Source organism: Micromonospora sp. DT53 (genome assembly GCF_049841535.1).
In the GTDB taxonomy this organism is placed as follows: domain Bacteria; phylum Actinomycetota; class Actinomycetes; order Mycobacteriales; family Micromonosporaceae; genus Micromonospora.
The window spans coordinates 19728-42426 of the sequence record NZ_JBNCKM010000015.1; the positions used below are offsets into that span (position 1 = coordinate 19728).

23 protein-coding genes are annotated in these 22699 nt (G+C 72.7%); 15 read left to right on the forward strand and 8 right to left on the reverse strand.

From position 1 onward, the window contains the following. The first annotated feature begins 4 nt into the window (after positions 1-4). The 4 genes from ACLQ3B_RS32675 to ACLQ3B_RS32690 all read left to right on the forward strand — a co-directional run bounded on the left by ACLQ3B_RS32675 (position 5) and on the right by ACLQ3B_RS32690 (position 5899). Positions 5-772, forward strand: coding sequence for a 3-oxoacyl-ACP reductase (locus ACLQ3B_RS32675; RefSeq protein WP_425784522.1), 768 nt, complete (start codon positions 5-7; stop codon positions 770-772). Then, on the forward strand, positions 769-1461 hold the full coding sequence (locus ACLQ3B_RS32680) for a gamma-glutamyl-gamma-aminobutyrate hydrolase family protein (protein ID WP_425784523.1): 693 nt from the start codon (positions 769-771) through the stop codon (positions 1459-1461). The genes ACLQ3B_RS32675 and ACLQ3B_RS32680 overlap by 4 nt, the downstream gene beginning before the upstream one ends. A gap of 47 nt (positions 1462-1508) precedes the next feature. Further along, positions 1509-2060, forward strand: a complete 552-nt coding sequence (locus ACLQ3B_RS32685) for a pyridoxamine 5'-phosphate oxidase family protein (protein ID WP_425784524.1) — start codon at positions 1509-1511, stop codon at positions 2058-2060. A 179-nt stretch (positions 2061-2239) separates the two neighbouring features. Further along, positions 2240-5899: a SpoIIE family protein phosphatase gene (locus ACLQ3B_RS32690; protein WP_425784525.1), complete on the forward strand. Its 3660-nt coding sequence runs from the start codon at positions 2240-2242 to the stop codon at positions 5897-5899. 91 nt (positions 5900-5990) lie between these two features. On the opposite strand, the gene ACLQ3B_RS32695 is transcribed toward ACLQ3B_RS32690, so the two are convergent. Further along, positions 5991-6305, reverse strand: coding sequence for an STAS domain-containing protein (locus ACLQ3B_RS32695; protein WP_425784526.1), 315 nt, complete (start codon positions 6303-6305; stop codon positions 5991-5993). 95 nt (positions 6306-6400) lie between these two features. Here ACLQ3B_RS32695 and map point away from each other — a divergent pair, with 95 nt between their 5' ends. Beyond that, complete coding sequence (map, locus tag ACLQ3B_RS32700) at positions 6401-7258, forward strand: type I methionyl aminopeptidase (RefSeq protein WP_425784527.1); 858 nt, start codon at positions 6401-6403, stop codon at positions 7256-7258. Positions 7259-7372: 114 nt separating this feature from the next. Next, positions 7373-8086, forward strand: a complete 714-nt coding sequence (locus tag ACLQ3B_RS32705) for a VIT1/CCC1 transporter family protein (protein WP_425784528.1) — start codon at positions 7373-7375, stop codon at positions 8084-8086. Positions 8087-8092: 6 nt separating this feature from the next. Here the strand turns inward: ACLQ3B_RS32705 and ACLQ3B_RS32710 are convergent, their stop codons facing one another. The 7 genes from ACLQ3B_RS32710 to ACLQ3B_RS32740 all read right to left on the reverse strand — a co-directional run bounded on the left by ACLQ3B_RS32710 (position 8093) and on the right by ACLQ3B_RS32740 (position 14567). After that, the gene (locus ACLQ3B_RS32710) at positions 8093-8821 is read right to left on the reverse strand and encodes a nucleotidyltransferase domain-containing protein (protein ID WP_425784529.1); all 729 of its coding nucleotides are present in this window, start codon (positions 8819-8821) and stop codon (positions 8093-8095) included. A gap of 49 nt (positions 8822-8870) precedes the next feature. After that, complete coding sequence (locus ACLQ3B_RS32715) at positions 8871-9371, reverse strand: nitroreductase/quinone reductase family protein (RefSeq protein ID WP_425784530.1); 501 nt, start codon at positions 9369-9371, stop codon at positions 8871-8873. Positions 9372-9445: 74 nt separating this feature from the next. Next, the gene (locus tag ACLQ3B_RS32720; protein WP_425784531.1) at positions 9446-12223 is read right to left on the reverse strand and encodes an FtsX-like permease family protein; all 2778 of its coding nucleotides are present in this window, start codon (positions 12221-12223) and stop codon (positions 9446-9448) included. After that, positions 12220-12954 carry an ABC transporter ATP-binding protein gene (locus tag ACLQ3B_RS32725; RefSeq protein WP_425784532.1) on the reverse strand — a complete coding sequence of 245 codons (735 nt, stop codon included), beginning with the start codon at positions 12952-12954 and terminating at the stop codon, positions 12220-12222. The genes ACLQ3B_RS32720 and ACLQ3B_RS32725 overlap by 4 nt, the downstream gene beginning before the upstream one ends. Next, positions 12951-13553: a PadR family transcriptional regulator gene (locus tag ACLQ3B_RS32730; protein ID WP_425784533.1), complete on the reverse strand. Its 603-nt coding sequence runs from the start codon at positions 13551-13553 to the stop codon at positions 12951-12953. The genes ACLQ3B_RS32725 and ACLQ3B_RS32730 overlap by 4 nt, the downstream gene beginning before the upstream one ends. A gap of 52 nt (positions 13554-13605) precedes the next feature. Next, entirely contained in the window at positions 13606-14043 is a 438-nt protein-coding gene (locus ACLQ3B_RS32735) for a ferritin-like domain-containing protein (protein WP_425784534.1), read from the reverse strand. Beyond that, positions 14040-14567 carry a hypothetical protein gene (locus tag ACLQ3B_RS32740; RefSeq protein ID WP_425784535.1) on the reverse strand — a complete coding sequence of 176 codons (528 nt, stop codon included), beginning with the start codon at positions 14565-14567 and terminating at the stop codon, positions 14040-14042. The genes ACLQ3B_RS32735 and ACLQ3B_RS32740 overlap by 4 nt, the downstream gene beginning before the upstream one ends. A gap of 154 nt (positions 14568-14721) precedes the next feature. Between ACLQ3B_RS32740 and rimP the strand changes: the two genes are divergently transcribed. From rimP to ACLQ3B_RS32785, 9 genes are all read left to right on the forward strand, one after another. Next, complete coding sequence (rimP, locus tag ACLQ3B_RS32745) at positions 14722-15411, forward strand: ribosome maturation factor RimP (RefSeq protein WP_425784536.1); 690 nt, start codon at positions 14722-14724, stop codon at positions 15409-15411. Further along, on the forward strand, positions 15408-16451 hold the full coding sequence (gene nusA / locus ACLQ3B_RS32750; protein WP_425784537.1) for a transcription termination factor NusA: 1044 nt from the start codon (positions 15408-15410) through the stop codon (positions 16449-16451). Before rimP ends, nusA begins: the two co-directional genes overlap by 4 nt. Positions 16452-16467: 16 nt before the next feature. Further along, positions 16468-16800, forward strand: coding sequence for a YlxR family protein (locus ACLQ3B_RS32755; RefSeq protein ID WP_366634957.1), 333 nt, complete (start codon positions 16468-16470; stop codon positions 16798-16800). 93 nt (positions 16801-16893) lie between these two features. Beyond that, the gene (infB, locus tag ACLQ3B_RS32760) at positions 16894-19920 is read left to right on the forward strand and encodes a translation initiation factor IF-2 (RefSeq protein ID WP_425784538.1); all 3027 of its coding nucleotides are present in this window, start codon (positions 16894-16896) and stop codon (positions 19918-19920) included. 90 nt (positions 19921-20010) lie between these two features. Further along, the gene (locus ACLQ3B_RS32765) at positions 20011-20307 is read left to right on the forward strand and encodes a DUF503 domain-containing protein (protein WP_030489481.1); all 297 of its coding nucleotides are present in this window, start codon (positions 20011-20013) and stop codon (positions 20305-20307) included. Between the two features lie 126 nt (positions 20308-20433). Continuing rightward, positions 20434-20925 (forward strand): 30S ribosome-binding factor RbfA, encoded by a 492-nt coding sequence (rbfA, locus tag ACLQ3B_RS32770; protein WP_425784539.1) that lies wholly within the window; start codon positions 20434-20436, stop codon positions 20923-20925. After that, entirely contained in the window at positions 20922-21971 is a 1050-nt protein-coding gene (locus tag ACLQ3B_RS32775) for a DHH family phosphoesterase (protein ID WP_425784540.1), read from the forward strand. The genes rbfA and ACLQ3B_RS32775 overlap by 4 nt, the downstream gene beginning before the upstream one ends. A gap of 103 nt (positions 21972-22074) precedes the next feature. After that, positions 22075-22482, forward strand: coding sequence for a hypothetical protein (locus ACLQ3B_RS32780; protein ID WP_196927920.1), 408 nt, complete (start codon positions 22075-22077; stop codon positions 22480-22482). Continuing rightward, on the forward strand, positions 22482-22691 hold the full coding sequence (locus ACLQ3B_RS32785; protein WP_425784564.1) for a DUF6186 family protein: 210 nt from the start codon (positions 22482-22484) through the stop codon (positions 22689-22691). Before ACLQ3B_RS32780 ends, ACLQ3B_RS32785 begins: the two co-directional genes overlap by 1 nt. Positions 22692-22699 lie beyond the last annotated feature (8 nt).

Consider the following 22699-nt stretch of genomic DNA (forward strand, 5'->3'; position numbering starts at 1 on the left):
GCCAGTGCAGGGTCGGTTGCGGGACCGGGTGGCCGTGGTCACCGGAGCGGGCAGCGGCATCGGGTTGGCCACCGTGCGGCGGTTCGCCGCCGAGGGGGCCCGGGTGGTCTGCGTGGACATCGACGCCGAGGCGGGTACGAAGGCCGCCGAGGAGTGCGGCGGCGAGTTCGTGGCCACCGACGTGGCCGACGAGTCGGCGGTTCGCGACCTGTTCGACGGGGTGGCCGACCGGCACGGCCGGGTGGACATCGCGTTCAACAACGCAGGCATCTCACCGCCGGACGACGACTCCATCCTGGACACTGGCCTGGACGCGTGGGAGCGGGTGTTGCGGGTCAACACCACGAGCGTCTACCTGTGCTGCAAGTACGCCATTCCGCACATGCGTCGGCAGGGCAAGGGGTCGATCATCAACACGGCCTCGTTCGTGGCGTTGATGGGTGCGGCGACGTCACAGATCGCGTACACCGCGAGCAAGGGCGGAGTGCTGGCGATGACCCGGGAGTTGGGTGTGCAGTTCGCCCGCGAGGGCATCCGGGTCAACGCGCTCTGTCCCGGCCCGGTGGCCACCCCGTTGCTGCTGGAACTCTTCGCCGCCGACCCGGAGCGGGCCGCCCGTCGGCTGGTGCACGTGCCGATGGGCCGCTTCGGGCAACCGGAGGAGATCGCCGCCGCGGTGGCGTTCCTGGCCAGCGACGACGCCTCGTTCATGACCGCCGCGCAGTTCGTGGTCGACGGCGGCATCACCGGCGCCTACGTCACGCCAATATGAGGCCGCTGATCGGGGTCAGCGCGTACGTCGAACCCGCCGACTGGGCCACCTGGCGGGGTGTGCGTGCGGTGCTGGTGCCGGAGGCGTACACGAGGGCGGTGACCGCGGCGGGCGGCCGGGCGGTGGTCCTGCCGCCGGACGACGTCGACGCGGACGTGGTGGCGGTCCTGGACGGGTTGCTGTTGGCCGGTGGCGCGGACGTCGGCCCGGGGCGGTACGGCCAACCGCCCGACCCGCGTACCGAGGATCGGCCGGACCGGGACGCCGGCGAGCTGACCCTGTTGGCCGCCGCGCTCGCCGCTGACGTGCCGGTGCTGGGCGTGTGTCGGGGGATGCAGTTGCTCGCGGTCGCGTACGGCGGCGTCCTGCACCAGCACCTGCCCGACGTGGTGGGCCACGAGGCGCACCGTCCCGCGCCCGGCGTGTACGGGGCCCACGCGGTGCGGTTCGCGCCGGGGAGCCTGGCCGCCTCGGTGTTGGCGGGGGTCGACCAGGTCAACTCGTACCACCACCAGGCGGTCGCCGATCCGGGCCGGCTCACGGTGACCGGTTGGGCGAGCGACGGCGTGGTCGAGGCGGTGGAGGACCCGGCCCGGCCGTTCGTGCTCGGGGTCCAGTGGCATCCGGAGAACGAGTCGGACCCTCGCCCGATCACGGCGCTGGTGCGGGCCGCTGGCCGGCGGGTGTGACTGAGATCGCCCCCGCCTGTCGATGGCGTCGGTGGGAGGATCGGCGCATGGGCAAGGTCTATCCGGAGATCGACTGTCGACTGCGTGACTTCATCGGGGCCCAGCCGCTCTTCTTCGTGGCGACCGCCCCGTCCGGTGTCGAGGGGCACGTCAACGTGTCACCGAAGGGCATGCGGGGCACGTTCGTGATTCTTGGCCCGCACCGGGTGGCCTACCTCGACTATCACGGCAGTGGCGCGGAAACCATCGCCCACCTGCGGGACAACGGCCGGATCACACTGATGTTCTGTGCCTTCGACGGCCCGCCGAAGATCGTCCGGTTGCACGGCCGGGGCAGCAGCGTCGCGGTGACCGACGACGCCTTCGCCGACCGGCTCGCCGAGTTTCCCGCGCCGCCCGACGTGCACGCCGTCCGGGCGGTCATCACGGTCGAGGTGGAGCGGGTCAGTGACTCCTGTGGATACGCGGTGCCCCTGATGGACTTCCGCGCCGAGCGTGATCTGTTACTCACCTCACACTCCCGCCGTAGCGCCGAGGATCTGGTCGCCTACCGGGCCAACAAGAACGCGGCGAGCATCGACGGGCTGCCGGTCTTCTGACTCGTCGGGGCCTCCGACCACAGCCGTTCGACGTCACTGTCCGGTGCCCGACGGCTCAGGCGTACGTAAACAGCGTCCATCTGTCGTGATGCGTTACGTTGCTGGTCCGCTGGGGTACAAGTCGGAGCACGGCGGGTGAAGATCAACGGTCGAGGGGTACGGCCGGAGCGGGAGGCTGCATGAGCTCGGCTCAGGGGGGCGCGGACATCGGGCACCCCGCCCTGTCCGGCCGCGAGATCCCTCCGATGCTGGCGGCCGCGTTCGCGGCCGGCGGCGAGATGGGCGCCCGGTTGGCCTCCTTCGACTGGTCCTCCGGCCGGCTGGGGGAGCCCGGTCAGTGGCCCACGGCGCTCTCCCACGCGGTCGGGATGATGCTCGCCTCCAGCGCGCCGATCGTCATGTTCTGGGGCGACGAGCAGTTGGCCTTCTACAACGACGCCTACCGGCCGACCATCGGTGACAAACACCCGGACGTGATCGGTCAGCCGGCTCGACCGTTCTGGTCGGAGACCTGGGCGGTGCTCGGTCCGCTGCTCGACAGCGTCCGGAGCACCGGACGCTCCTATCGCGGCGAGGACCACCCCTTTCTGCTGGACCGGCACGGCTTCGTCGAGCAGACCTACTTCAACGTCTCGTACGACCCGATCCGGGGTGACGACGGCTCGGTCAGTGGCGTCTACTGCATCGTCAGCGAGACCACCGGGCGGGTGCTCGGCGAGCGCCGGCTGCGGGCGCTGTCCGAGCTGGGCGCCGAGCTGAACGACATCGGCACCGCCGCGGAGCTGGGTCGCACCGCCGCCGGGGTGCTCGGCCGGCACCGGGCGGACGTGCCGTTCGCCCTGATCTATCTGGCCGACGACAGCGACCAGCTCACCCTGGCCGGTTGCACAGGCACCACCCCGCCCGCCACCGATGTCACGTCGCAGCTGCTGGCCCGGGTGACCGCCGATGGCATGCCCGTCACGGTCGAGGTGGCCGGTCTGCTCGACGTGTTGCCTGTCGACGCCGCCGACCAGGCCCTCGTGCTGCCGCTCACGGCGACCAACCAGACGGTCGGCGCGCTGATCGTCGGCGTGGCCCGTCAGTTGCCGCTCGGCGACGACTACCGCGACTTCCTCGACCTGGTCGCCGCCCAGATCTCCCGGGCGGTCGGCACCCAGCGGGCGTACGAGCAGGAACGGGCCCGCGCCGCCGAGCTGGCCGCGCTGGACCGGGCGAAGACCAACTTCTTCGCCAACGTCAGTCACGAGTTCCGCACCCCACTGACGCTTGTGCTCGGCCCGCTGGAGGACATGCTGGCCGACCCGGAGTTGCCCGCCACCGAAACCGACCGGCTCACCATGATGCACCGCAACGCGTTACGGCTGCTCAAGCTGGTCAACACCGTGCTGGACTTCTCCCGGCTGGAGTCCGGTCGGCTCGCCGCCCGCTACCAGCCCACCGACCTCGCCGATTACACCGCACGGCTGGCCAGCACCTTCCGCTCCGCCACGGAGCGGGCCGGGTTGCGACTGGTGGTGGACTGTCCGCCGCTGCCGACGCCTGTCTTCGTCGACCGGGACATGTGGGAGAAGATCGTCCTCAACCTGGTGTCGAACGCCGTCAAGTTCACCTTCGACGGCGAGATCCGGGTGCGGATCCGGGCCGCGGAGGGCGCCGCCCGGCTGGAGGTGACCGACACCGGTGTCGGCATCGTGCCGGACGAACTGCCGCACGTCTTCGAACGGTTCCACCGGGTGCCGGGAGTGCGGGCACGCACCCACGAAGGCACCGGCATCGGCCTCGCGCTGGTCCGGGAGCTGGTCGAGATGCACGGCGGTGCGGTCGGGTTGACCAGCCAGGTCGACGGGGGCAGCACCTTCACGGTGACAGTTCCGTTCGGCTCGACGCACCTGCCGGCGGACCGGGTGGTGGCGTTCGACCCGCTGCCCGTGGGTGAGCCCGAGCAGGCCCGGCTCTTCGTGGCGGAGACCGCGTTGTGGGCCGGTGTCGCGCCGACACCCCAGGCCGACCCTCAGGGTGGGAAGGGCGCCCCGGCTGGTCGGATCCTGGTCGTCGACGACAACGCCGACCTGCAGGAGCACGTCAGCCGGCTGCTCTCCGGGACCTGGGACGTGGTCACCGCGAACGACGGGCTCGATGCCCTGCCGTTGGCCCGCGAGGGCGGGTTCGACCTGGTGCTCACCGACGTGATGATGCCCCGGCTGGACGGGTTCGGGCTGGTGAGCGCGCTGCGCGCGGACCCGCGTACCCGGCATGTGCCGATCGTGCTGCTCTCTGCCCGCGCCGGCTCCGCGGAGGCCGTCGCCGGTCTCGCCGTCGGCGCCGACGACTACCTCACCAAGCCGTTCTCGGCGCAGGAGCTGATCGCCCGGGTGCGGGCCAATGTGGAACTGGGCCAGCTGCGCGGGCAGATCATCCGCCGACTTCGGGCGCTCGCCGACGCGGCGGTGGCGGTGAACACCGCCCGATCCACCGCCGACGTGCTCCAGGTCGCCGCCCGGCACGCGTTGAGCCTCGCCGAGGCGGCTCGGGTGGTGGTCACCGCGACCGAGGCGCGCTTCGAGGCCGACGGCGGTGGCACCACCGCCGCCGACCCGTCCTTCGTGGCCGAGCTGACCGGCACCACCGGCAAGCGACTCGGTGAGTTGCAGGTCTGGCGGGCGGACGGCGACGAGGCGCAGACCGACGACGCCGCGCTGACCCAGCTGGCCCGGCTCGTCGGGGTGCGACTGGAGAACGCCCAGCTCTACGAAGCCGAACACCGCATCGCCACCACCCTGCAGCACAGCCTGCTGCCCCGGTCGCTGCCCCAACTGCCCGGCTCGGTGGTGGCCAGCCGCTACCTGCCCGGCAGCGCCGACGTGGAGGTCGGCGGCGACTGGTACGACGCGATCGCGCTGAACGGCGACGAACTGGTGCTGGTCATCGGGGACGTGGTCGGTAAGGGCGTCCGGGCCGCCGCGGCGATGGGGCAACTGCGCAACGCGCTGCGGGCGTACGTGCTGGAGGGTTTCGACCCGGGTGAGTCGCTGACCCGGCTCAACCGGCTGGTCGGCTCCACCGAGGGCCGATCCTTCGCGACAGTGGTCTGCCTGTTGTTCAGCCCTCGCACCGGTCGACTGCGGTACGCGAGCGCCGGTCACCCGTCCCCACTCGTGATCACCGGAGGCGACGTGGCGTTCCTGCACGACCGGGCGCTCGGTCCGCCGGTCGGCGCCCTCCCCGGCGCGACGTACCAGTCGGTCGAGGCCGAGTTGCCGGCCGGCAGTCGACTGCTGCTCTACACCGACGGGCTGATCGAGGACCGTCAGCTCGGCATCGACGCCGCGCTGGCCCAGCTCCGCATCGACGCCGGCACCCCGAGCGAGCACGTGGTGGATCTGATCGACGCGGTGGTCGAGCGGGTCACCGGCCGGCCGCGCCGCGACGACGTGGCGGTCCTCGCCCTGGAGGCGGCGGAGCTGAACCGCTTCGCACTGCGGCTACCGGCGGACCCGACCCGGCTCAGCGTGCTGCGCAAGCGGCTGGAGGACTTCCTGGTCGCGCACTCCGTCGGCGAGACCGACCTGTTCGACCTGACCGTCGCCGTCTCCGAGGCCGCCGCCAACGCCATCGAGCACCCGGTCCACCCCGCCGAGGCCATGATCAGTGTGGAGGTGGCCATCGAGGGTCGGACGGTGACGGCCACGGTGCGCGACAGCGGGCAGTGGCGGGAGTCGACCGACTCCGGCTTCCGGGGCCGCGGCCTGGCCCTGATCAGGGCGCTGGGCGAGCTGTCGGTGCGGCGTACCGATGAGGGCACCGAGGTGACGCTGCGCCGGCAGCTTCAGGACTGACCGCGCGTCCGGCGGCGGGTGCCGTCGGGCCTGGCCCCCGCCCGGCTCGACTGTGTGGCGGGCGGCGGCGCCCGGCCGCCGTCGCTAGGCCCTAGGCCGGGTCGAGCCAGCTCTGCTCGCCGAGGCCGGAGATCTCCAGCACGCGGCGGACCTGCCGGGACGGACGAACGGTGAGCCTTCCCGAGAACTGCTGGGCGAGCCGGACCAGGGCGTGGATGGCGGCCGAGTCGAAGAAGGTGACCGCGCTCAGATCGAGAGTGATCTTCCCGGCGGGCTCGCGCAGCGCCGTCTGGAGCATCGTGTCCGCGGTCGCCATGTCGACCTCACCGGCCACCACCACGTGGAGGTGGTCACCGTCGATCTCGGCGCTGGCGGAGAAGATGGGCGGTGCTCCCCCTTGATCCACGCTGACACCATGGCACAGCCGCCCTGGCTGGGCAACAACCTCCACCGGGCGGCCGTGGCGCGGGTCACCAGCGGCCCCGGCGATAGGCTTGCGGCATGACCGTCCGTCCGCCGCTGACACCAGGCACGCTCTCCCCGATGCGACAGGTGCCATCCCAGATCGCCCGACCGGAGTACGTGGGCAAGCAGCGCCCGCAGGAGTGGCGTGGCTCGCACGTGCAGACGCCGGAGACCATCGAGAAGATGCGGATCGCCAGCCGGCTCGCCGCCCAGGCGACCCAGCTCGCCGGCGAGCACTGCAAGCCCGGCGTGACCACCGACGAGATCGACAAGGTGGTGCACGAGTTCCTCTGCGACCACGGGGCGTACCCGTCGACGCTGGGCTACAAGGGCTTCCCGAAGTCCTGCTGCACCAGCCTCAACGAGGTCATCTGTCACGGCATCCCGGACACCACGGTCCTGCAGGACGGCGACATCATCAACGTCGACGTCACCGCGTACATCGGTGGGGTGCACGGTGACACCGATGCCACCTTCTGCGTCGGCGAGGTCAGCGAAGAGGCCCGGCTGCTGGTCGAGCGGACCCACGAGGCCATGATGCGCGGCATCCGCGCGGTCGCCCCCGGTCGCCAGATCAACGTCGTCGGCCGAGTCATCGAGTCGTACGCCAAGCGGTTCGGCTACGGCGTGGTCCGCGACTTCACCGGCCACGGCATCGGCGAGGCCTTCCACAGCGGTCTCTACGTGCCGCACTACGACAGCCCGCGCCCCACGGACATCATGGAGCCGGGCATGACGTTCACCATCGAGCCGATGATCACCCTCGGCACCTACCAGTACGACATGTGGGACGACGGGTGGACCGTGGTCACCAAGGACCGGAAGTGGACGGCGCAGTTCGAGCACACCATCGTGGTGACTGACGATGGCCACGAAATCCTGACCCTTCCGTGAGCGCGAGGAACGCAGCGAAGCGGAGTCCCGCAGTCGCGAACGAAGGGCAGGCGCCGTGAGCGCGAGGAACGCAGCGAAGCGGAGTCCCGCAGTCGCGAACGAAGGGCAGGCGCCGTGACCGACACCCCAGCGGCGCTGCGCGAGGCGCACCACGCGGACGTCTCCGGCGGCTGGCTGCGCCCGGCCGTCTTCGGCGCGATGGACGGCCTGGTCACCAACATCGCCCTGATCGCCGGCGTCGGCGGCGGCGGAGTGTCGCCCCGCAACATCGTGCTCACCGGCAGCGCCGGCCTGGTGGCCGGTGCGATCTCGATGGGGCTCGGCGAGTACACGAGCGTGCGGTCCGCCAACGAGCAGGTCGCCGCCGAGGTGGCCAAGGAGCGACGGGAACTGGAACGGCACCCCGAGGCGGAGGCCCGGGAGTTGGCCGACGCGTGGGTGGCCCGGGGCCTGCCCCGGGACCTCGCGACCCAGGTCGCCGAGGCGGTGCGGCGCGACCCGGAGGAGGCGCTGCGGGTACACGTCCGGGAGGAGTTGGGCGTCGACCCCGACGACCAACCCAGCCCCTGGGCCGCGGCGATCTCGTCGTTCCTGTTCTTCTCGGTCGGCGCGCTGGTGCCGCTCCTGCCGTACCTGCTCGGCGCCACCGAACTGTGGCTGGCGCTCGCCGTCGGCGGGCTCGGGCTGTTCGCCGCCGGTGCCGTGGTGGCCGGCTTCACCAACCGTCCCTGGTGGACCAGCGGGCTGCGCCAGCTGCTGCTGGGCGCCGCGGCGGCCGGTGCCACCTACCTGATCGGCTCGCTGATCGGGGTGCCGGGCGGCGTGTGACGCGCCTCAGGTGGTGAGCAGCTCGTCGACGGTGCCGTCGACCGCACGACCACGGGCGGCCAACTCCTCGGCCTGCCGGGCCAGCACCACACCCACCTCGGTCATGTCCGCGCCGGCCAACCCGGTGCGCCGCACCGCGTCCCCCGGATCACGGAAGTAGGTGCGGCTCAGCAGGCCGGTCACCGTGGCCGCCGCCAGCCGGGCCTCACCGAGCATCAGCAGAGCCTGATCGGTCTCGTACCACTCGGCGAGCCGGGCAGCCCGGGAATGGGCCGCGCTGCCCCTGTACCACGCCTGCCGGGCCGCGGTGCTGAACTCCGCCGGTCGGGCCCGGGCCAGCCGACCCAGATGCTCGTCGCGCAGCGTCCGCAACCAGCCCGTCGGGTCGTGCAACGCCTGTGTGGTGACGTACCGGTCGGCGGTCAGCGGCCAGAGCGGCGAGAGCACCCGGGCCTGGGCCAGGTAGTCCTCGGCGGCGGCCACGGTCAGATCGACGAGCACCCCGTCCACCCGCCTGGTCGCCGGCGGCGGCCCGGTCCCGGGTCGATAGGTGACCACCAGCATTCCCGCCTCGCGGTCCCCGCCGCCGTCGTCGTCACCGTGCGCCAGGGGCCCGTGCACCGCGATCGCGAGCGCGTCGGCCGGGAACCGCCGCCGGACCGCCTCGGCGACCCGCTCCGCGACCGTCCACCGTCGATCGTCGACGCCCCGGTCGACACCGGCCTGCTCACCCACGGGACCACCTCTGTTCGCGGCTGCGGGGCTCGGGCTACCGGGCGTCAGCCTAGCCAGCCGACGACGGACCCTCGGGCGCGCCGCGCCCGGTCGGAGTCAGCCGGAAGATGTGGATCTCCCGGCCGCCGGCCCGCTGCACGTACGTGCGGTACGCGGGCCACTCGGTGACCAGCAACTGCCACAACCGCTCCCGTTCGGCGCCGGACGCGTGCTCGGCCCGCACCGCGATCCGCCGGCCCTTCACGTCCACCTGGGCAGCCGGGTCGGCGAGCAGGTTCAGCGCCCAGGAGGGATGGTGGGTCTGCCCCCAGTTGGAGCCGATCACCACGTACGCGTCGCCGTCGGGCACGTAGACCACCGGATTGCTGCGGGGCTTGCCGGAGCGACGGCCGGTAGTGGTGATCACCAGGGACGGGATCAGGCCGAGCGCGACCACCCGCCCTCGGGTGAGACGACCGACCACCCGGTCGGCGGGGACCAACAGACGTGCCGCCGCGCCGAACCAACGATGATGACCGAGCCGACGGGTGACTCTTCCCAGCACTGACACGCCGATCAGTGTGCCGGCTGCCCGGCCCCGGCGGCACCCCTGGGCGGCTCCCTTTCGGTCGCCCGGCAGAGCGGTCAGTCCAACCGCCGTTCGATCGGCAGCCGGGCCCGGGTGAACAGGCCCGCCCCGAGCATCGCCACCATCGGCACCAGCACCAGGACCCCGAGCGCGGGCCACGGCACCAGGAAGGGGTACGGATCGGGCACCGGCCAGTTGCTGGCGTACTGCCGGTTCACCGAGACCAGCACGATCGCGGCGGTGCCGAGGCCGGCCACGATGCCGAGCACCGAACCGAGACCGGCGATGACCCCGGCCTGGCAGATCGCCAGCAGCCGGCGCACCGCCGGGGCCGCGCCGACGGCCGCGAGGGTGGTCAGCTCGGCGCGTCCCTCGGCGGCGGCGAGCGCGGTGGCGATCCCGGCCGCCCCCACCGTGATCAGCCCGGCCGCCGCCGCGAGCAACAGCAGCAGCGGTGAGAGGTCGCGTGGGGCGCCGCCGTACTCCACGCCCAGCGAGATCGCCCCGAACGGCCGCAGGGCGGCGGTGAACCGCGCCTGCTGGTCGTCGTCGGGCGGGGTCGTGGTGCCGATCACCCAGCCGATCGGGGCCCAGTTCAGGCCGAGTTGCCGGGCCGCGGTGGTGGACAGCAGGAGGCGGGACTTGCCGGTCGACCGGGGCAGCGCGTACCCCGGAAGGTCGCGGACGACGGTCGGCCGGTCCAGGCCGGCCTCCACCTCGCTGACCCGGACGGTCACCACACCGTCGTGCAGGTAACGCGGGTCGGTCACCACCACGCCACCGGCGCGCAGCACGGCCGTGGCGGCGGCGGTCGTCGCCGGGTCCACGCCGGTGAGCAGGGGGAGTGCGCTCCCGTCGTCGACTCCGGCCTCCACGTAGTCGTCCAGGTATTCCGGGTCGCGGCTCTGGCAGCGGGGGTCGGCGCGGGCCTGCTGGCGCTGGGCCGCGGGGAGCTGACCGCCGGGCTGCCAGGGGCAGGCCCGGGCCAGCGGGAGCACCGGTGCGATGTCGCAGTAGCTGGTGCGATCCGCCCCGCAACTCGGCGTCTGCACCGGGGCGACCGCGCCGACCCCTAACTGGTTCCGGGCCGCATCGGTGATCTGGGCCAGCGTGGGCTGCCCGGTCGATCCGGTCGGGTTGACCAGCACGTGGCCGGTCGGCAGCGCCGGCCGGTACGCGCGCGCGTCGCGGGCACCGTCGCTGGCCAGGTATCCGCCGAGGGCGACGCTGCTGGCGACGGCGGCCATCACGGCGCAGATGGCCGGTGCCGCGGCGGCTCGGTTGCGGCTGGCGTCGCGGAGCGCGATCCGTGGTGCCAACGGCAACACCCGGCCGAGGCGGGCGAGCGCCCCGAGCAGCGTGGGCGTGCAGCAGACCAGGCCCAACTCGCCGAGGATCAGCCCGGTGAGGATCACCGCCTGGGAAGTCCGGGTGGCCCCGAACGCCGCCAGTCCCGCCCCGCCGGCCGCCAGCGCCAGTCCGAGAGTCAACCACCGGCCCGGGGATCTTGCCGGGGTGCGTCGCCCGGCGAGCCCGGCGCTGACATCCTGCCGGGCGGCGGTCCAGGCCGGTGCCAGCGCGGCGAGCACCCCGGCCAGCACCGCGACGCCACCGAGCAGCACCAGCGCGGTCGGCCAGCAGCGGTAGCCGCCGAAGCGGGCGTTGAACACGTACTGCTCCATCAGCGGGCGGCCGGCGAACGCCGCGCCGACGCCGACCAGCAGGCCGGCCGCGGCCCCCAGCACGCCCAGCACCACACCGTCGGCCAGTACCACCCGGCGAAGCTGGGCGGCGTCCCCGCCGGCCACCGCGACCAGCGCCAGATCCCGGCGGCGGCGGCGGACGCCGACGGCGAAGGCCGGCCCGACCAGCAGGACGACCTCCAGCAGCCCGAGGCCGGCGATCAGGACGCCGGTGCTCAGATCGTTGGGGCTGCTCTGCCTGATCGACCCGAACCACGTCGGGTCCACCGTGGTCGCCGGGCCGACCGGCTGTCGGGCGGCGACCAACAACCCATGGTCGTTGAGTCGGGACACCAGCGCCTCGTCGACGGTGCCCGGCACGTCCGCCAACCAGACACCGTCCGGATCCGGGCTGGTCGCTGGCGCGGCCCCCGGGTGCAGCGCCACGACCGGCCCGAGGTCGTCGGGGAACTCGACCACCCCCACCACGGTGTACGCCCTGCTCCCGTCGGCGGCGGCCACGGCGTGTCCGAGGCGCAGGTCCAGGCGACGCAGCGCCGCCGGACTGACCGCGACCTCGCCGGGCTGCTGCGGCGCCCGGCCGGCCCGGAACCGCACCAGCCCGCGAGCCAGCGGGTCGGTGAGGTCCAACACCCGGCCCTTCACGACCTCGTCGCGGCGCGGGCCGCGCAGTGTCAGCGGGACGTCCAGACGCACCTCGGTGACCCGGCTACCCGGCCCGAGCAGCGCGCTCACCTGAGCCGTGGTGATGTTCCCCGGCAGCTCGCCCTCGCGGGTGTACCAGCCCTCGCCCCACTCGTCCTGCTCCACCGGGGCGTTGGCGATCCACTGCAGCTGCGCGTCGGCCACGCCGAGCCGGCGGTCGGCGCGTTCCTGTGGGGTCAGCTCCGCCATGTCGTAGCTCGCGGCCAGGAAGGCCAGCACCGCCACCGGCATGGCGATCATCGCGAGCACCAGGACGGTCCGCCGGCGGGACCGGCGTGACTCCCGCCGGGCGATCCGCAGCGCCGCCCGCCAGGAGCCGGTCAGCTCGGCGAACCGCCGCCGGCCGATCGGGGCGGGCGGCGCGACCGGCCGCGGCGTCGCGGTGTCGGCCCGAGCGGGGGCCCGCGTCTGCCGGCGGACGCTCACCTGTCGCTGCCGGACAGCAACTGCTCGACACTGCCCAGCGGTGCCGTCGTGTCGACCAGGACGCCGTCGCGGAGGAACACCACCCGGTCGGCCCAGCCGGCGTGCCGCGCCTCGTGGGTGACCAGCACTCCGGCGGCGCCCGCGTCGATCCGGCGGCGCAGCAGGTGCAGCACCGCCTCACCGGTCTGGGAGTCCAACGCCCCGGTGGGCTCGTCGGCGAGCACCAGCCGGCGTTCGCCCACCAGCGCCCGGGCGATGGCCACCCGCTGCTGCTGCCCGCCGGAGAGCTGGTCCGGGAAGCGGTCACCCAACGCGGGCAGGCCCACCTCGGTGAGCGCGGCCATCGCCAGCGCGCGGGCCCGACGTCCGCTGGTCCCGTCGAGTTCCAACGGGAGCGCCACGTTCTCCACTGCGCTCAGACTGCCCAGCAGGTTGAGTTGCTGGAAGATGTAGCCGATCCGGCGGCGGCGCAGCTGGGCCAACCCGCGGCGGTCCAGTTCCCCCAGCGGTTGGCCCTCGACCTGGACCTCGCCACCGGTCGGGCGGTCCAACCCGCCGGCGAGAGCCAGCAGTGTCGATTTTCCGGAGCCGGATGGCCCCATCACGGCGACCAACTCGCCGGGTCGGACGACCAGGCTGACGCCCCGCAGCGCGTGCACCGCCGCCGGCCCGGCACCGTGGGTGCGGTGGACGGCGCGTAGCTCCAGCACCGCGTCGTCCGCCCCGCTCACCGTCGTGCCTCCTCGCCGGCCCACCGAGCCGCGTCCCGCGCGTCGGCGTCACCCGGTCGGGATGGGGGAGGGGCCGGACCGCTGGGCCGGTGCCGCACCAGACTGGTCTCGCAGTGGTCCAGCCAACGCACCTCGGCCTCGGCCTGGAACACCATCGAGTCCAGCACGAGACGCCAGGGGAGGTCCTCGGGCCGCTCGCTGCCGTACTTCAACCGGGTCAGCTCCTGCAGGGCCCGCATCGTCGCGCTGCGTTGGGCCTGCACCACCGCCCGGACGTCGACCCCGGGGGTGGTCAGCGCCAGCGCCAGCTTGATCGCCAGCTCGTCGCGGGGTCGGTCGGTACGGCTGATCGGGGTGGCGAACCACAGCGCCAGGTCCGCCCGACCGGCGTCGGTGATCTCGTACGGGCGCTGCCCGGCCTCGCTCTCCGGCAGCGGGCGCACCAGACCGTCCCGTTCCAGCCGGGACAACGTGGTGTAGACCTGCCCGATGTTCAGCGGCCAGGTCGAGCCGGTCGACTCCTCGAACGCGGCGCGCAGCTGGTAGCCGTACATCTGACCGCGTTCGAGCAGGGCGAGCAACCCGTGACGGATGGACATGGCAACGGAGTATGCATACCTGGTATGCGTACCGCAACCGGAGCGGGCCTGCTCAGGTCGGTCGACCGGGAAACGGGACCGTCAGCGGGGTCACGCCGGCCGTCTTCCGCCACCGGGTGGCCCGCACGGCGTAGTCGACCAGGGCGGCCAACGCCTGGTCCCGGTCGGCGCCGTTGGTGGACGCCAGTGCGGCCCGCCAGTGCGCGGCCGTGCGCTCCTCCACCTCGGCGGCGAGCCGCAGGGCGCTAACCCGGTCGGTGACCGGGAACGGCAGCGCGTACCCGGCGCGGTCGGGCGGGACGACGCCACCGGCCGTGGTGAGCTGCACCACCAGCGCGTCGCGCCGGCGTCGATGCGCGGCCTCCGCCTGGCGTGCGGCGTCCCGTGCCGCTCCGCTAAGCCGGACGCCGATCCGTCCGTAGGCGTAGATGGCCGCGTACTCGGCGGACAGGGCGGAGGCGAGCGCCTCCCCGGCGGAGGGCTGCCTCACTTCAGTGCCTCCTGGTGGGTGGCCCGGGCGGCGACGATCGACCCGAGCAGTGCCGCCCGTTCCGCGGGCGCCGCGGCGCAGGCGGCGGTGGCGGACTGCTGGGCGGTCTTCTCCAGCGCCCGCAGGGCGGCGCGCGCGGCGTTCGGATCGGCCGCCGGGGCGGCGGTCGGTGCGGCGGAGGCCGCCGACGGCAGGGTCACGCCGATCACCCGGGCCAACTCGGTGGCGTGCGCGGTGTGCGTCTCGGCGATCGGGTTGAGCCGGTCGGCGAGATCGGGATGCGCGGTCGCGCTCGCCCGGTAGGCGGCGGCCAGCGCGAGTGACTCGTCCACCAGCGGTCGCAGCGAGTCGGGCGGCGGGGCCGGTTGATCGTCGCGGTCGAAAAGATCACAGCCGGTCAGCGGCGTCACGGCGCCGCCGAGCACCAGCAGCGCCCCGGCACCTAGGAGCTTTCGCCGGGAATGTCCGGATGATTGGTCGCGCTGCGTCGTTCTGCCGTTCCCCACCGGCCAAGTCAACACCATGCGCGCCGGTCCGGGGGTCACCGGCGTCGGTGCGCCGCCCGGTCCACCGCCGGGCAGGCGCGTTACGCTCTGCGCAACCACCGGCGTGTCCACTCCGGTGGCGTGCCGGCATGGCGGGACGACCGGCGCCGTCGACCAGGGAGAGGGTGCGGAGATGACGCAGCGTGGCCGTGCCACCAGGCCGACGGGTCGACCCCGCGATGCCGCGGGGCCCCGCGGCGGTGACCTCGCCGCGCGGCGGGCCCGACTGCGGGCCGTGATCGAGCCGGTGGTCAACGACGCCGGCTACGACCTGGAGGACCTGTCGGTCTCCCGGGCCGGCCGCCGGCACGTGGTGCGGGTGATGGTGGACACCGACGGCGGGATCGACCTGGACGCCGTCGCGGACGTCTCCCGCGCGGTCTCGGCCGCGCTCGACGCCGCGGAGGAGGCCGGTGGCGACATCGTCGCCGGCGAGTACCAGCTGGAGGTCAGCTCGCCCGGCGTCGACCGGCCGCTCACCCTGCCCCGCCACTGGCGGCGCAACGTGGGCCGACTGGTCAAGGTCACCGTCCGGGGCGCGGCCACGCTGCCCGGCCAGCGTGGCGAGCAGCCCGCCGGTGACCGTCAGCTGACCGGCCGGGTGGTCGCGGCCGACGACGAGGGCGTGCACCTGGAGACCGACGACGGCCGTGCCGCCTGGGCGTACGCCCAGCTGGGCCCCGGCCGCGTGCAGGTCGAGTTCACCCGGCTCGCCGAGCTCGGTGAGCCGGACGACGAGGTCGACGACGCGGATGATTCCGACGAGATCGACGATTCAGACGACATCGACGACGAAGATGATGTGGAGGACGAGGAGAGGTGAACATCGACCTCGCGGCGCTGCGCGCACTCGAGCGCGAGCGGGAGATCCCGTTCGACACGATCCTCGCGGCGATCGAGACCGCGTTGCTGACCGCCTACCGGCACACCGACGGTGCCGAACCGCACGCCCGGGTGGAGATCGACCGTAAGTCGGGCGCCGCCCTGGTGTACGCGCAGGAGATGGACGCCGACGGCAGCCTGGTGCGGGAGTGGGACGACACCCCGCACGACTTCGGCCGGATCGCCGCCATGACCGCCAAGCAGGTGATCCTCCAGCGGTTGCGGGAGGCCACCGACGAGGTGCACTTCGGCGAGTACGTGGGCCGCGAGGGTGACCTGGTCACCGGCGTGGTGCAGGCGCACGAGACGCGTACCGAGAAGGGCATCGTCAGCGTCGACCTGGGCAAGCTGGAGGGCGTGCTGCCGCAGTCCGAGCAGGTGCCCGGTGAGCGGTACGCGCACGGCGAGCGGGTCCGCTGTGTCGTGGTGCACGTGGCCAAGGGCATGCGCGGGCCGCAGATCACCCTGTCCCGGTCGCACCCGGCTCTGGTCAAGAAGCTGTTCGCCCTGGAGGTGCCGGAGATCGCCGACGGCACCGTGGAGATCGGCGCGATCGCCCGTGAGGCGGGGCATCGCACGAAGATCGCCGTCCGCTCCACCACCCCCGGGGTGAACGCCAAGGGCGCCTGCATCGGCCCGATGGGTCAGCGGGTGCGCGCCGTGATGAGCGAGCTGCACGGTGAGAAGATCGACATTATCGACTGGTCGGACGACCCGGCCACCTTCGTCGGCAACGCGTTGTCGCCGGCCAAGGCGCTGCGGGTCGAGGTGGTCGACCTGGCCGGTCGGGCCGCCCGGGTTACCGTTCCTGACTTCCAGCTCTCGCTCGCGATCGGTCGGGAGGGGCAGAATGCCCGACTCGCGGCCCGATTGACCGGTTGGCGGATCGACATCCGCTCCGATGCGGAGCAGACCGCGCCGGCAGCGCGTGGGGTAACTGATCACGTGCGGGAGCCGGGCGGCGCGATCTCGGGCACCTAGGGGTAGACTTCCTCCAGTGGTACGACGCACTCAACCGGAGCGCACCTGTGTGGGTTGCCGGCAACGTGCGCCGGCCAGCGAATTGCTGCGGATCGTCGCGGTCAGGGACGAGGCTGGTCACAGCCTCCGGCCTGATCCGCTCCGCAGGCTGCCGGGTCGGGGAGCGAACATGCACCCGGATCCGGCCTGCTTCGCGCTGGCGGTGCGGCGCCGCGCCTTCGGGCGTGCGCTGCGCAGCACCGAGGTCCTCGACCACGGTGTGCTGGCGGAGCACGTCGATGCGCCAACCACTACGTCCGGTCAGCCCGACCGGGCGAGGGTCGCTAGCAGGGTAGGACGACCGACATGAGCACACGATGAAGTCCCTGAAATGACCAGGCTTCAAGTGCACGAGTGAGGTCGCTGCGGGTGCTGCCCGCACGACCTCGGAGTGAGGAGTGCAGTGGCAGGCAAGGCCCGCGTACACGAGCTTGCAAAAGAGCTCGGGGTCGAGAGTAAGACCGTTCTCGCCAAGCTGAAGGAAATGGGCGAGTTCGTGAAGTCCGCGTCCAGCACCGTCGAGGCGCCCGTCGCCCGGCGGCTGCGTAACGCATTCGTCGCGTCCACCGGAGCTCCGGCTCCGGCCGCCCCGTCGGCGCCCGCGTCGACGCCGGCTTCGGCCCCGACCCCGACCCCGACGACGTCCCCGAGCCCGGGCGCGCCCCGGGTCTCGGCCAAGCCGATGCCGCCTCGGCGGCCGGCCGCGCCGGCTCCCGGCCCGAAGTCGAAGGGTCCGGTGCCTGGTGCACCGCAGCCCGCGGCTCCGGTCGCCAAGCCGGCGAGTGCGCACGACATCGAGGTGGCGGCCGCGGAGGCGCGTGCCTCCGCGTTGAAGGCTGAGCAGGAGGCCGCGGTCAAGGCCGCACAGGCCGCCCGCCAGCAGCAGCGGGACAACCCCGTTCGCCGGGAGCCTCCGGCCGACGGCGGCAACCGTCCCGGCCCTCGGCCGGGTCCGGCCGCGATGCCCCCTCGTCCCGGTTCACCGGCAGCTCGTCCGAGCACGCCGGCTCCGGGTCCGGGTGCCCGACCTGGTGGTCGCCCGCCGGCGCGTGGCGCCGGTAACAACCCGTTCGGCATCCAGGGTGGCCAGCAGCAGCGGCCCCCGGCCGCGGGTGCGGGTGGCCCCCGGCCCAACAGCCCGGCGGGCATGCCGCCGCGGCCGAGCCCGAACTCGATGCCGCCGCGGCCCAGCCCGGCGTCCATGCCGAGTCAGCGCCCGGCTGCCGGTCGCCCCGGTCCCGGTGGCGCTGGTCGCCCCGGTGGCGGTGGCGCTGGTCGTCCCGGTGGCGGTGGCGGTGGCTTCCGTGGCGGTCCCGGCGGTGGCGCCGGTGGCGGTGGCGGTTACCGAGGCGGCCCTGGTGGCGGCGCGGGTGCCGGCGGTGGCGGTGGCTACCGTGGCGGTCCCGGCGGCGGTGGCGGTGCTCCCGGTGGCGGTTTCCGTCCGGGTGCTCCGTCCGGCGGTGGCGGTCGCCCGGGTGCGGGTGGTCGTGGCCGTGGCGGCGGCGCCGCGGGTGCCTTCGGGCGTCCGGGTGGCCGGCCGACGCGCGGTCGCAAGTCCAAGAAGCAGCGCAGACAGGAGTTCGACAACCTGTCGGCTCCGACCATGAGCTCGGGTGCTCCCCGGGGTCAGGGTCAGGTCGTCAGGCTCTCCCGTGGCGCCTCGCTGTCCGACTTCGCGGACAAGATCAACGCCAACCCGGGTTCGCTGGTCCAGGAGATGTTCAACCTGGGCGAGATGGTCACCGCGACCCAGTCCTGTTCTGACGACACCCTGCACCTGCTGGGTGAGCACCTGGGCTTCGACATCCAGATCGTCAGCCCGGAGGACGAGGACCGCGAGCTGCTCGCGCAGTTCAACATCGACCTCGACGCGGAGGTGGCCGAGGAGCGTCTGGTCAGCCGTGCGCCGGTGGTGACCGTCATGGGTCACGTCGACCACGGTAAGACCAAGCTGCTCGACGCGATCCGCAAGGCGAACGTCGTGGCCGGTGAGGCGGGTGGCATCACCCAGCACATCGGTGCCTACCAGGTCCACGTCCCGCACGAGGGCGAGGACCGGGCGGTCACCTTCATCGACACCCCGGGTCACGAGGCGTTCACCGCCATGCGTGCTCGTGGCGCCCAGGTCACGGACATCGTGATCCTGGTCGTCGCGGCCGACGACGGTGTGATGCCGCAGACCATCGAGGCGTTGAACCACGCCAAGGCGGCCGACGTGCCGATCGTGGTCGCGGTCAACAAGGTCGACAAGCCGGACGCCAACCCGGACAAGGTCCGCCAGCAGCTGACCGAGTACGGCCTGGTCGCCGAGGAGTACGGCGGCGAGACCATGTTCGTCAACGTGGCAGCCAAGCCGGGCATCGGCATCGAGGAGCTGCTCGAGGCTGTCCTGCTGACCGCCGACGCGTCGCTGGAGCTGACGGCTCCGATCGACGGGCCGGCGCAGGGTGTGGCCATCGAGGCGCACCTGGACAAGGGCCGCGGTGCGGTGGCGACGGTGCTGGTGCAGAAGGGCACCCTGCGGGCGGGCGACTCGATCGTCGCCGGTGGGGCGCACGGGCGGGTCCGGGCCATGCTCGACGAGAACGGCAACCAGCTCACCGAGGCTGGGCCGGCCCGTCCGGTCATGGTGCTGGGTCTGACCGCGCCGCCCGGCGCGGGTGACACGTTCCTCGCCGCGGCGGACGACCGCACGGTGCGGCAGATCGCCGAGCAGCGGCAGGCACGGCGGCGGGCGGCGTCCTTCGCCAACTCCCGTGGTCGGGCCACCCTCGAGACGCTCATGGAGCAGCTCAAGGAGGGCGAGAAGACCTCGCTCAACCTCATCCTCAAGGGCGATGTCTCCGGTTCGGTGGAGGCCCTGGAGGACGCGCTGTTCAACCTGGACATCCCCGAGGAGGTCCAGCTCAAGGTCCTCGACCGGGGCGTCGGCGCGATCACCGAGAGCAACGTCATGCTCGCGAGCGCCTCGTCCGAGCCGGTCACGATCATCGGCTTCAACGTGCGGGCCTCGAACAAGGTCCGTGAGATGGCCGACCGCGAGGGCGTGGAGATCCGGTACTACACCGTCATCTACCAGGCCATCGAGGAGATCGAGGCAGCGCTCAAGGGCCTGCTCAAGCCGGAGTACGAGGAGGCCGAGCTGGGCACCGCGGAGATCCGCGATGTCTTCCGCTCGTCCAAGATCGGCAACATCTCCGGTTGCATCGTCCGGTCGGGTGTCCTTCGGCGCAACGCCAAGGCGCGCCTGCTGCGAGACGGGGCGGTCGTGGCGGACAACCTCACGATCAGCTCGTTGAAGCGGTTCAAGGACGACGCCACCGAGGTCCGCGAGGGCTTCGAGTGTGGTCTGACCCTGGGTGGTTACAACAACGTCCAGGTCGGCGACATCATCGAGACCTTCGAGATGCGGGAGAAGGTTCGCGCCTGATCCGGCAGTGACACGCTGATCAAGGGGTTTACGCCGACCGGCGTAAACCCCTTGATCATGCGGGGCGGGTTGGCGGTATCGTCCGGGGCGATGTTCACCGGAACCGCGGTCTTCGACCTGCTGCTGCCGGGCGACTCCCGGTCGCTCAAAGCCAAGAGATCATATGTACGGCCGATCGTGGCGGCGCTGCGCCGCTTCGAGGTGTCGGCCGCCGAGGTGGGTGCGCTCGACCTGCATGGTCGAGCGCAGCTCGCGGTGGCCGTGGTGGCCGCCGAGACGGCGCACGTCCGCGAGGTGCTCGACTCCTGTGAGCGCCTGGTGGCCGGTCGCCCCGAGGTCGAGTTGCTGTCGGTCCGGCGCCGGCTATACGGCGTGGACGACGACTGACCATGGTGCCGGCTGCGCCGGGCGACCGGAGCGGCTGCGAAGGTAATGTTCGAGATGTTGGCCGGTCGGCCGGCGGCCTGCGGGCCGCCGGCTCGACCGGGAGCAGGACGCCGTGGAGGTGGCGAGATGTCTGATCCGGCCAAGGTACGCCGGCACGCGGAACGGGTGCGTGAGCTGGTCGCGTCGGTGGTGCGGAGCCAGATCAAGGACCCGCGGCTCGGGATGATCACCATCACCGACGCCCGGATTACCGCTGACCTGCGTGACGCGACGGTCTTCTACACGGTGCTCGGTGACTCGGTGGCCCAGGCGGACACCGCGGCGGCGCTGGAGAGCGCCAAGGGGCTGCTGCGCAGCACGGTCGGCAAGGCGCTCGGGTTGCGCCACTCGCCGACCCTCACGTTCGTCCTCGACGACGTGCAGGATCAGGTCAAGCACATCGACGACCTGCTCGCCGCCGCCCGCAACGCCGACGCCGAGGTGCAGCGGCTCGCCGCCCAGGCGAAGTACGCGGGCGAGGCCCAGCCGTACCGGGTGGATGACGAGGACGACGAGACGGACGAGGCCGACGAGGTCACCGACGTCAAGGACGCCCCGCGGGGTGGGGAAACGCGGTGACCAGCACCGCCAGCGCCCCGCTCGCCGGGGCAGCCGGGCTCGGCCCCGCCGAGGCGGCGTGGGCCGCGGCCGAGGCGTTGGTGCGGGCTCTTCCGCCGACCGGCCGGGTGCTGCTGATCTGCCACGTCAACCCGGACGGCGACGCGCTGGGCAGCATGCTGGGCTTTGGTCTGGGCCTGCGGCAGTTCGGCGTACGCGAGGTGCAGGCGGCCTTCCCCGGGCCGCCGGAGGTGCCGGAGCCGTTCCGTGGGCTCCCTGGCCTGGATCTGCTGGTTCCGGCGGACGCCGCCGATCCGGCGCCCGACCTGGTGATCTGTTTCGACGCGGCGAGCGTGTCGCGGCTCGGCGAGTTGGCCGGGCGGTTGTCGTCGGCGGGTGCGGCGCTGGTGCTGGACCACCATGCCTCCAACCCTGGTTTCGGCACGGTCAACCTGGTCGACCCGAGTGCGGCGGCCACGTCGGTCGTGGCCGAGCAGCTGCTGGCCCGGCTCGGAGTGGTGGTGGATCCGGCCATCGCCGAGTGCCTCTACGTGGCGTTGACGACGGATACTGGCTCGTTCCGGTTCGAGGCGACCACTCCGGCGGTGCACCAGATGGCCGCCCGGTTGCTGGCGACCGGCATCTCGCCCGGTGACATCTCCCGGCGGGTCTTCGACACTCGGCCCTTCGGTGCGGTCCGCCTCTTCGGTGAGGTGCTCGGCCGGGCCCGGCTCGAGCCGGCCGCCGCCGGGGGGCGGGGGCTGGTCTGGACCTTCGCCACGCTGGACGACCTGGCCCGGCACGACCAGCGGCCGTACGTGCTGGAGGCGCTCATCGACTCGGTGCGCTGCACCGCCGAGGCCGATGTGGCCTGTGTGGTGAAGCAGACCGGGCCTGCCGAGTGGGCGGTGTCGATGCGCAGCAAGGGCGCGGTGGACGTCAGCCGGGTCGCGGTCGCGCTGGGCGGTGGTGGCCACACGTTCGCGGCCGGGTTCACCGGTCGGGGCACTGTCGAGCAGGTGGTCGAGTCGATCCGCCGTCAGCTGGACGCGGCGTTGATCGGCTGACGCCCTCCGACGCCTGCCATGGCTCGCGCGGCCGGGAAGATCAGGGTCAGCTCCGGGGAGTGTTGGTCTTCCCGCGCTCCGTGATAGCGGGAAGAATCGCGGGATGGAGCAGCCGCACGACCTCACCGTGGAGGCCCCCCGCGCCTGGGACCGGCCCGCCGTCTCCGTTCCCGTCCTCGTCTGCCTCTCGCTCGTCGGTGGCCGGTTCGCGTCCTTTTCCACGGAGGCGAATTTGTTCACCCTCGGCACCGGTGGGGTGCTGATCTGGCTCGGTCTGAGCAACCGGGTGCCCCGCCGGCCGGCGCCGCGCCGGCTGGGCGCGGGGGCGGCCTGGTGGGCGGTGCCGGTGGTGGTCTTCGGGGTCTTCGAGGGCGTGACCTTCGTGCTGGCCGTCGGCGACGACTTTCCCACCTTCTCCCGGCTGGCCGACCCTCTCCTGGAGGATCACCTGACCCGGTCGGCGGTCTGGTTCGCCTGGTTGGCCGCCTTCTGGGGGCTGGTGCGGCGATGATGCGAGCACTCGCGATCGGCGGGTTCCTCACCGCGCTGGTCCTCTTCGCGGTGGTCGAGTGGATGGCCCGGCGGGACGGTTCCCGGATCCCCACCCTGGGCGAGGTCTGCGCCTACGTCATGCGCTACGAGGTCGGCTCGGTGCCGGTGGGCCGGATCGGTCTGTTCGGGTTCTGGTGGTGGCTGGGCTGGCACTTCCTGGCCCGCTGAGCAGGGTT

What these genes read in the sequence shown, in the direction of transcription:
- ACLQ3B_RS32685 (WP_425784524.1), top strand. Translation starts at nt 1,509, where the DNA reads ATGGGCAAGGTCTATCCGGAGATCGACTGTCGACTGCGTGACTTCATC.
- ACLQ3B_RS32690 (WP_425784525.1), top strand. Translation starts at nt 2,240, where the DNA reads ATGAGCTCGGCTCAGGGGGGCGCGGACATCGGGCACCCCGCCCTGTCC.
- ACLQ3B_RS32785 (WP_425784564.1), top strand. Translation starts at nt 22,482, where the DNA reads ATGCGAGCACTCGCGATCGGCGGGTTCCTCACCGCGCTGGTCCTCTTC.
- map (WP_425784527.1), top strand. Translation starts at nt 6,401, where the DNA reads ATGACCGTCCGTCCGCCGCTGACACCAGGCACGCTCTCCCCGATGCGA.
- ACLQ3B_RS32730 (WP_425784533.1), bottom strand. Translation starts at nt 13,553, where the DNA reads ATGTCCATCCGTCACGGGTTGCTCGCCCTGCTCGAACGCGGTCAGATG.
- ACLQ3B_RS32740 (WP_425784535.1), bottom strand. Translation starts at nt 14,567, where the DNA reads ATGGTGTTGACTTGGCCGGTGGGGAACGGCAGAACGACGCAGCGCGAC.
- rbfA (WP_425784539.1), top strand. Translation starts at nt 20,434, where the DNA reads ATGTCTGATCCGGCCAAGGTACGCCGGCACGCGGAACGGGTGCGTGAG.
- ACLQ3B_RS32780 (WP_196927920.1), top strand. Translation starts at nt 22,075, where the DNA reads ATGGAGCAGCCGCACGACCTCACCGTGGAGGCCCCCCGCGCCTGGGAC.
- ACLQ3B_RS32680 (WP_425784523.1), top strand. Translation starts at nt 769, where the DNA reads ATGAGGCCGCTGATCGGGGTCAGCGCGTACGTCGAACCCGCCGACTGG.
- ACLQ3B_RS32765 (WP_030489481.1), top strand. Translation starts at nt 20,011, where the DNA reads ATGTTCACCGGAACCGCGGTCTTCGACCTGCTGCTGCCGGGCGACTCC.
- rimP (WP_425784536.1), top strand. Translation starts at nt 14,722, where the DNA reads ATGACGCAGCGTGGCCGTGCCACCAGGCCGACGGGTCGACCCCGCGAT.